Genomic DNA, 8,368 nt, shown 5'->3' on the forward strand with positions numbered 1-8,368 from the left:
ATGCGTACGTCGCGGGACCACCTGTCAAGGCCGTCCGACACCGGCGTCCAGGGCGGTCGGTAGGGTGCACGGCGTGCCGGACCATGCCGAACCGCCCCGCCCGATCCCGCCGCACGGCATCGACGCCGCCGCCAGCGCCCAGGCGTCCCGCCGGCCCGTGGAAGCGGTGCTGTTCGACTTCCACGGCACCCTCGCCCAGGTGGAGGAGCCCCGCGACTGGGTGCTGGCCGCCGCGGCTGCCTGCGGGGTGACCCTGGAGCGGGCCCGGGCCACCGGCCTGGCCGACCGGCTGCTCACCGCGGGCCGGGCCGGCGGGCCGCTGCCGGCCCGGGTGCCGCCGGCGCTGGCCGAGCTGTGGGCCGACCGGGACCTCTATCCGCACGCCCACCGGGGCGCGTACACGGGGCTGGCGGCGACCGTGGACGCCGGGATCGACGGGCTGGCCGACGCGCTCTACGACCGGGTGCTGGTGCCCGAGGGCTGGGTGCCGTACCCGGACACCGCGCCGACCCTGGGGGCGCTGCGGGAGGCCGGGGTGAAGGTGGCGGTGGTCAGCAACATCGGCTTCGACATCCGGCCGTTCTTCGCCGCCTGGGGGCTCGACGGGCTGATCGACGCGTACGCCCTGTCGTACGAGGTGGGGCGCTGCAAGCCGGACCCGGGCATCTTCTGGCGGGCCTGCGGGATGCTCGGGGTGGACCCGGAACGGGCACTGATGGTGGGCGACACCGCGGCCGACGCCGGGGCGGTGCGGGCCGGCTGCGCGGCACTGGTGCTGCCCGAGGCCGAGCCGGGCCGACCCAACGGGCTGGGTTCGGTGCTCGGCCTGGCCCTGCCGACCTGACCCCGTCCGGGGGCCGGTGACGGCGCGGGGCGTCCGGTCGGCGGGGCCACCGCCTCGCCCCTGGTCACCGCAGCAGCCGGACCGCGCCCGGCACGGCGGTGACGGTCACCGGCAGGTCGAGGGCACGCTCCCCGTCGGCGTACGTGGTGATGCCCTCGGCGGCCAGTTCCACCGTCCGGGCCCGGTGGCAGCTCACCAGCGGATGCTGGACGTGGGTGCCCCGGTAGATGCGCGGCTTCACCCTGACCAGGGTGCGCCGGTCGAACCGGCCGCCGACCACCACGTCGAGCAGCCCGTCGGTCGGGTCCGCGTCCGGGCAGATCCGCATCCCGCCGCCGTAGCTGGCGCAGTTGCCGACCGCGACCAGCACCGCGTCGACCTGCAACGGCTCGCCGTCGAGGCGCAGCGTGTACCGGCGGGGGCGTAGCCGGGCCAGCTCGACCAGGATCGCCAGGTCGTACCGGCGGGGGCCGCGCGGGCGGCGCATCCGGTTGGCCCGCTCGTTGACAATCGCGTCGAACCCGGCGGCGAGCACCGCCCCGTACCAGCGGGGCGGGCCTTCCGGCCGGGTCATCCGGGCCAGGTCGACCGGGCTGGTCCGGCCGGCCCGCAGGGCGTCGGCGATCGCATCGGCGGCGGCGAGCGGGTCGGTGGGGAAGCCGGTGTCGGCGGCGAAGTCGTTGCCGGTGCCGGCCGGCACCACCCCGAACGGCACGGTCGTCGCGGCGACCGCCTGCAGTCCCCGGTGCACGGTCCCGTCCCCGCCCACCGTCACCAGCGCGGCGATCCCGTCGGCCAGCGCGGCGTGGCACGCCCGTTCCGCCTGGTCGGCCGTGTACGCCTCCAGCAGGCGCACCGGCCGGCCCGCCCGGGCCAACCGCTCCAGCAGGCCGGGCAACAGTCCCCGGTGCCGCCCACGGCCGGCCGTCGGGTTGGCGAGCACGGCGACGGGGCCCTCGGGGTGCGGGCCGGGGGCGGTGCGGTCGACAGCGGTCACGGCGAGCACCGTACCGCCGGGCGGGCACCCCGATCATCTTCCTGCCTGCCCGGAATTCGCCCCGGCCCTTCGGCGCCGGGGCGGATTCCGGGGCTGGTACCCATCGGTCGAGCCCGCCAGGGATTGACTGCGGTGGACTATTGTGCTAAATGGCGCGGGAATTGCGCTGAAAACAGCGGAGACGGACCCATTGATGACGCTGCGAGACGGTCTGCCACCAGGGCATGACACATTGCAGTTCGTCGTTCAATAATGGCTGCCGTCGATCCACCTCGGGTCGGGTGTTGGGTCACCGACGCCGATCGAAGGGAACTATTCTGTGAAGCGGGACCACTCACCCGTGCTGCCGGGCGACGGCGCCACCGACTACGCGCGCTACATGCGCACGGATGCGCTGCTGGAGCTCCAGCGCCGCCCGGAGCAGATGATCCACCGCGACGAGCTGCTCTTCCAGGTGGTGCACCAGTCCACCGAGCTGTGGCTGAAGCTGGCGGGGGCCGAGCTGGCCGAGGCCGGCGCCCGGGTGGCCGCCGACGAGCCGGCGGCGGCCGAGCCGCTGCTGGCCCGGGCGACGCTCGGGGTGCGGCTGATCACCGACCAGCTGGAGATGTTCCGGCACCTGCCCCCGGCGGTCTTCCAGGCGATGCAACCGGCGCTCGGCACCGGATCCGGCGCCGAGTCGCCCGGCTGGCGCGGGGTGCAGGCCGGGAGCCGGAAGCTCGGCCGGGCCTTCACCGACCACCTAGCGCGGCGCGGGACCGACCTGTCCACGCTGCTCCGGGCGGACCCGGCGGACCCGGCGCACCGACTGGCCGAGGCCATGGTGGAGTGGGACGAGCGGGTCGCGTTCTGGCGGGTGCGGCACTACCAGGCCGCGATCCGGGTCGGCGGCCACGGCGTCGCCGGCACCGAGGGCAGCCCGGCCACCATGCTCGCCAGGCTGATCGACCACCGGTTCTTCCCGGAACTGTGGCAGGCGCGCGTCGCCCCCGCCACGCCGGCCGAGGGCATTCTCCACCCGGAACTGCCCTGAATAATCCCGCCGGCCCGAAATTCGCCGGAAGTCACCGTCCGTGTTTTACATAATTGTAATGTCGAGGTGCGGTTTCGTGCGCGAGCTGACGAGCTGGCTGTCCGGTGGAGCCGATCCCGACAGTTTTCCCTACCTCCCGGTGACGGCGGAGTTCCACCGGACCGGCAAACACTTCGTCGGAAAGGAGTTCCTCGCCCTCCTCGACGAGACGAGGGCGCACGTCGCCGCCCGGGCGACCGGCGCCGGGCCGGCGGACTCCGGCCCTGTCCGGCTGCTGCGCGACTTCCTCGACGTCGCGCTCGACAAGTGGGACGGTCGGTACGACTACCGCAGCTACCTCGCGTTGTGCCTGCTCGGGCTGCCCTGCGGCGACGGTGGCGGGTCGGTGGCGGCGTGGGCCGCCACCCGCCAGGGCCGCGACCGGATCTTCGTGCACCTGGTCGCCGACGCGCTGGCGTTCGAGCTGGCCGCCGCCGCCGGCACCGCCGAGTTGCTGCCCGAGCAGCGGCCCGGGCCGGCGCTGGTGGCCAAGCGCCACCGGCTGGGCGTCCGGGCCGTCTCCCCCGCGCTGTCCCGCCTGGGCCTGACCGTCGACGATCCCCAGCCCGCGGCGGCCGCCGCGGCACTGCACGCCCTCGTCGCCGCCGACCGCAGCGCCGCCGAGGAGCGGGCGGTGCGGCTGAGCATGCTGCCGGTGTACCTGTCGCACGACGAGTACCTGTTCATCCGGGTGCTCCAGGCCTACGAGTGCGTCTTCGCCGGGCTCGCCGACGAGCTGCGGGCGACGATCGACGCGATCGACGCGGGCCGGGCCGTCGCGGCGGCGGAACGGTTGGGGTACGCCCGGGACCAGCTCGCCTCGGCCGCGCCCCTGTTCTCGCTGCTGGCGAGCATGCAACCGGAGTCGTTCCGGACGTTCCGGGCGTACACCGAGGGGGCCAGCGCGATCCAGTCCCGCTCCTACAAGCTGATGGAGTCGCTGTGCCGTACCCCCGAGGGGTCCCGGCTGGACTCGGCCGCCTACCGGTCGGTGCCCGAGCTGCGCGACCGGGTGCGCGCCGGAGGGCCGTCGGTCGACGCGGCGCTGCGGGCGGCCGTCCGCGACGGCCGGCTGGCCGGGGCGGACCGAGCCCTGGTGGAGCTACGGATGCGCGAGTTCGCCGCGACGGTGCTGCACTGGCGCCGCACCCACCACCGGCTGGCGGTCCGGATGCTCGGCGAACGGCCCGGCACCGGCTACACCGAGGGGACACCTTACCTGGCCGAGGTCCGGTCGATCCCGGTCTTCACCGCCGTCGCCGCCGACCCCGACCCGGCGGCCCCGTCCGAACCGAGTGGAGGCTGTCCCGAGTGAGCGCACCCGAACTGGAACCCGCGATCGGCGGGCCGCGGCGTCTCGACGCCGCCGCACACGCCGCGCTGCGCGCCGAGTTCCCCCTGTTGCAGACCTGCCTCTACCTGAACAACAACTCGACCGGTGCGGTGCCCCAGGCCGCGCAGGGCGTGCTCACCGGCTACTGGGACACGTTGCGCACCTGGCGGGACGACGTGTGGCAGGGCTGGCACGAGGGCCTCGACCGGTACGCCGACGGGCTGGCCGCGTTCATCGGCGCCCCGCCGGGCAGCGTGGTCACCGACGCGAACCTGAGCATCCTGCTCGGCCGGGTCGCGTCCTGCTTCGACTACCGCCCACCGCGCGACCGGGTCGTCATCACCGACCTGGAGTTCCCGGCCGTGCCGTTCGTGTGGAACGCGTTCCGCCGCTACGGCGCCCGGCTCGACGTGGTCGGCACCGGCGGCCCCGACTTCGACGAGGACGCGCTCGTCCGGCACATCGACGAGCGGACGCTGCTGGTGTGCGTGCCGCACGCCAGTTTCTCCTCCGGGGCCACCGTCGACCTGCACCGCCTGGTCGCGCGCGCCCACGACGTGGGCGCCCTGGTGGTGGTGGACGCCTTCCAGAGCGTCGGGATCATGCCGCTGGACGTGACGGCCCTCGGCGTCGACGTCGTCCTCGGCGGCGCCCACAAGTGGCTGTGCGGGGTCGGCACGGCCTTCCTGTACGTCCGCCCGGACCTGACGCCGGCCCTGGAGCCGGCGGCGACCGGCTGGCAGGCCGGCGACCGGGCGCTGACCTTCCGACCGTCGACCGGCTGGGCGGCCGGGGCCCAGCGGTTCGCCGGCGGAACCCCGTTCCCCCTCACCTCGCTGGTCTCCCAGGTCGGCCTGGACCTGCTGGCCGGCGTGGGCATCGCCGCGATCCGGGAGCACTCCCTGGCGTGCACGTCCCGGATCCTGGCCCGTGCCGGGGCCGCCGGCATCACGGTGGCCAGCCCGACCGAGCCGCATCGGCGCGGCGGCGTCGTGTGCCTGGACGTCCCCGACGGTGAGGCGGTCAAGCGGCGGCTGGCCGCACGGGACGTGATCTGCAGCTGGCGGGGCTACCTGCGGGTCGGACCGCACGTCTACAACACCCTCGACGAGGTCGACGCGTTCATGGACGCACTGGAAGAGGAGCTGGGCCGATGACCGTCACGCTGTCACCGCGGGCGCTGATGAGCCTGCTCGCCAACGGCACCAAGGCCATGGACGTGCTGGAGACGGCGCTCACCATGGGCCTGCTCGACGTGCTGGAGCCGGGTCCGGCCGTCCTCGGTGAGCTCGCCGAGAAGTTCGGGGTGCGGCCGCTGCGGCTGTACAAGTTCCTGGACTGCCTGGAGAGCCTCGGGTTCGTCGAACGGGACGAGCCCGGCGACGACATCACCACGACCCGTTACCGGGCCGTGCCCGGGCTGCGCGACGCCGTGGCGGCGGTCGCCGGGCCGGACGCGATCGAACGGGACCGGGACCGGTACCCGTGGCGGCGGTTGCACGGCCGGCTCGCGGAGAGCCTGCGCGGCGACGCCGGCATGACCGACGACGACTTCGCGTGGCCGCCGCGCGACGACGAGCAGACCGCCGCCTTCGAGCGCAGCATGGCCGTCGGCCTCGGCCCGGTGATCGAGACGGTCCACCGCCACGCCGACCGGTTGTGGCCGGACCGGCGCCGCCTGCTCGACGTCGGCGGGGGCGACGGCACGCTCGCCGCGCGGGTGCTCGACGACGCCCCGGGGCTGCGGGCCGACGTGTACAACCTGCCGGCGGTGGCACCGCTGGTGGAGCTGACGCGGGCCCGCTGCGGGCACCCGGACCGGCTGGGGTTCGTCGGCGGCGACTTCCTCGCCGGGCCGCTGCCGGGCGGTTACGACGCGCTGGCGTTCGTGCGGGTGCTGCACGACTGGCCGAACGACGTGGCCCGCACGCTGGTCGAGAAGGCGTACGCCGCGCTCGCGCCGGGCGGGCTCCTGCTGATCTGCGAGGAGTTCCGCACCCCGGACCGGCTGGCGATGCAGTTCTTCTGGAGCTACTTCCTCATCGGCGTCGACAGCTGCGTCAGCCGGCTGCGGGAGGTGGAGTTCTACACCGGCCTGCTCGAGGAGGTCGGCTTCACCCGGGTGCGGGTGCTGCCCGGCGGCTGGGAACTGGTCACCGCGTACAAGCCCCCGGACGCGCCGTGAGCCGGGCGGGCGGCGTTGCGGCTGCCGACCGAGGGCGGGGCTGCGCTCGCCGTTGAACAGCGGCTCGCAGATGCCGACTTGCCCGCCCGGAGGCAGCTCCGGGTGGCAGGTGGCTCGTCGGCGGGAACCACACGCCGCCGGCGAGCGACTATCGGTACATGCGGTGTGAGCAGTGGCGGGAGATCCTGTCGGCCCAGTTGGACGGGGAGGAGACCCTGGCCGAGCGGGCCGCGGCCGAGGGGCACCTGGACGCGTGCGGTGACTGTTCGGCCTGGTTCGACGCGGCGGCGGCGGTGACCCGGCGGGCGCGTACCCGGCTGGTGTCGCCCGGGCCCGACCTGGCCGACGCGGTCCTCGCCGCCATCCCGGCCGGGGCTTCCCCCCGCCGGTGGACGCCCGCCCGGCGGGGCCGGCTGGTGGCCGGGTTGCGGGCCGCGCTGGGCCTGGTCGGCGCCGTGCAACTGGTGCTCGGGCTGGCTCAGGTCGGTCGGGGCGCGGTCGTCACGCACGCCCACGCCGCCGGCCAGCACCTGTGGCACGAGTCGGCGGCGTGGAACGTCGCCGTCGGTGCCGGGTTCCTGTTCGTCGCGGCGCGGCGGTTTGCGCCCGCCGGGGTGCTGCCGATGCTCAGCGCGTTCGTCGCGACGCTGGTGCTGCTGTCGGTGAACGACCTGATGACCGGCCAGGTGGCCGCGTCCCGGCTGGTCAGCCACGGTTTCCTGGTGGTCGGCTGGGTGCTCACCGTACTGCTGTCGCGGCCCCGGCTGCGCCCGGATGGTCCGTCGCCGGGGCAGGGACGGTCGCGGGCATCCCGCTGGCGGGTCGAGCCGGACCAGCCCGAGCAGCCGGCCCCGCTGCGCCTGGTGCCACCGCAGCCGTACGCCGCGCAGGCCAGCGACCGCCGGGCCGCCTGAGGGCCGGCCCTCGGCGGTGCCTCGGGCGCTCGTCGGGCCGGGCAGGCGTCGGCGGCCACCCGGGCGGCCACCCGGGAACTCAGCCGGCGCTGGGCGGGCGGGCCGGGCGGGCGTCGGCGTACCAGGCGGCCACGAGGTCCTCGCGCGCCCGCGCCACCCGGGAGCGGATCGTGCCGACCGGGCAGCCGCACACCTGGGCGGCCTCCGCGTAGGACAGGCCGGCCACCTGCGTGGCCACGAACGCCACCCGTCGCTCCGGGGCCAGAGCGGCGATCAGCCGGTGCAGGGCGACACCGTCGTCGGCTGCGGGCTCGACCGCGCCCACGCCCTCCGCCGCCGTGCGCCAGTCCGGCAGGGCCGCGGTGCGTGGGCGGGTCACCGCCGCCCGGACGTGGTCGACGGCGACCCGGCGGGCGATGGTGAACAGCCAGGTGCGGGCCGAGGAGCGGCCGGCGAAGCCGGGCAGGCTGCGCAGCGCCCGCAGGAACGTCTCCTGGGTCAGGTCGTCGGCCTCCCCCGGCCCGGCGAGGTGGGCCAGGAACCGCCACACCGGGCGTTGTAGGGCCCGGACGAACGCCGCGGCGGCCTGCTGGTCGCCCTGCCCGGCGAGGCGTGCCCAGCGGGTCACCTGCTCGTCGTCGGCCTCCGCGGTCACCACCGCCGGCCGCCCGACCCGACGCGGGCGCCCGCGCCCGCCCGGTGGTGCGCTTCGGCGGTGCTCACGCGGACCGGTACGGCGCGCGGCGCTGTTGCGTTCACGTGGTCTCCCGGCCGGGCTCCGGCGGCTGACGCCTCCCACCAGCGGTGGGAGGGTGGTCTCCGCGCGCCGCCTCCGGTGCGACGCACCACTGTTTGTCGGTCGCGGGGAGGAAAAAGTTCCACGCCGCGCCGGGAACGCCGTCGGGCGGTGCGACGGCGGGCCGGGCGGCGGGGGCGAAGACGGAGACGGGGGGGGGCCCCCGGGGGGGGGGGGCGGGGGCCGGGGGGGCGCCCCCCGGGCCGGGGCCGGGGGGCGGCCCGCCG

Annotated in this window: 8 protein-coding genes; 6 read left to right on the forward strand and 2 right to left on the reverse strand. The window is 75.6% G+C overall.

What is annotated here, in order from left to right; translation table 11 throughout:
- The first annotated feature begins 103 nt into the window (after nucleotides 1-103).
- The gene (locus ACFYZF_RS23710) at nucleotides 104-844 is read left to right on the forward strand and encodes an HAD family hydrolase (RefSeq protein ID WP_387024252.1); all 741 of its coding nucleotides are present in this window, start codon (nucleotides 104-106) and stop codon (nucleotides 842-844) included.
- A 64-nt stretch (nucleotides 845-908) separates the two neighbouring features.
- Here the strand turns inward: ACFYZF_RS23710 and ACFYZF_RS23715 are convergent, their stop codons facing one another.
- On the reverse strand, nucleotides 909-1,841 hold the full coding sequence (locus ACFYZF_RS23715; RefSeq protein ID WP_387024158.1) for a diacylglycerol kinase: 933 nt from the start codon (nucleotides 1,839-1,841) through the stop codon (nucleotides 909-911).
- A 319-nt stretch (nucleotides 1,842-2,160) separates the two neighbouring features.
- Between ACFYZF_RS23715 and ACFYZF_RS23720 the strand changes: the two genes are divergently transcribed.
- The 5 genes from ACFYZF_RS23720 to ACFYZF_RS23740 all read left to right on the forward strand — a co-directional run bounded on the left by ACFYZF_RS23720 (nucleotide 2,161) and on the right by ACFYZF_RS23740 (nucleotide 7,345).
- On the forward strand, nucleotides 2,161-2,874 hold the full coding sequence (locus tag ACFYZF_RS23720) for a tryptophan 2,3-dioxygenase family protein (protein WP_387024160.1): 714 nt from the start codon (nucleotides 2,161-2,163) through the stop codon (nucleotides 2,872-2,874).
- 58 nt (nucleotides 2,875-2,932) lie between these two features.
- On the forward strand, nucleotides 2,933-4,228 hold the full coding sequence (locus ACFYZF_RS23725; protein ID WP_387024162.1) for a hypothetical protein: 1,296 nt from the start codon (nucleotides 2,933-2,935) through the stop codon (nucleotides 4,226-4,228).
- Nucleotides 4,225-5,403 (forward strand): aminotransferase class V-fold PLP-dependent enzyme, encoded by a 1,179-nt coding sequence (locus ACFYZF_RS23730; protein ID WP_387024164.1) that lies wholly within the window; start codon nucleotides 4,225-4,227, stop codon nucleotides 5,401-5,403. Before ACFYZF_RS23725 ends, ACFYZF_RS23730 begins: the two co-directional genes overlap by 4 nt.
- Nucleotides 5,400-6,431 (forward strand): methyltransferase, encoded by a 1,032-nt coding sequence (locus ACFYZF_RS23735; protein ID WP_387024166.1) that lies wholly within the window; start codon nucleotides 5,400-5,402, stop codon nucleotides 6,429-6,431. Before ACFYZF_RS23730 ends, ACFYZF_RS23735 begins: the two co-directional genes overlap by 4 nt.
- Nucleotides 6,432-6,589: 158 nt before the next feature.
- Nucleotides 6,590-7,345 carry a zf-HC2 domain-containing protein gene (locus tag ACFYZF_RS23740; protein WP_387024167.1) on the forward strand — a complete coding sequence of 252 codons (756 nt, stop codon included), beginning with the start codon at nucleotides 6,590-6,592 and terminating at the stop codon, nucleotides 7,343-7,345.
- 79 nt (nucleotides 7,346-7,424) lie between these two features.
- Here ACFYZF_RS23740 and ACFYZF_RS23745 read toward each other — a convergent pair whose 3' ends face one another.
- On the reverse strand, nucleotides 7,425-8,000 hold the full coding sequence (locus tag ACFYZF_RS23745; protein ID WP_387024254.1) for a sigma-70 family RNA polymerase sigma factor: 576 nt from the start codon (nucleotides 7,998-8,000) through the stop codon (nucleotides 7,425-7,427).
- Between the last annotated feature and the right edge of the window lie 368 nt (nucleotides 8,001-8,368).

The organism is Micromonospora sp. NPDC001898 (genome assembly GCF_042891255.1).
Classification (GTDB): domain Bacteria; phylum Actinomycetota; class Actinomycetes; order Mycobacteriales; family Micromonosporaceae; genus Micromonospora.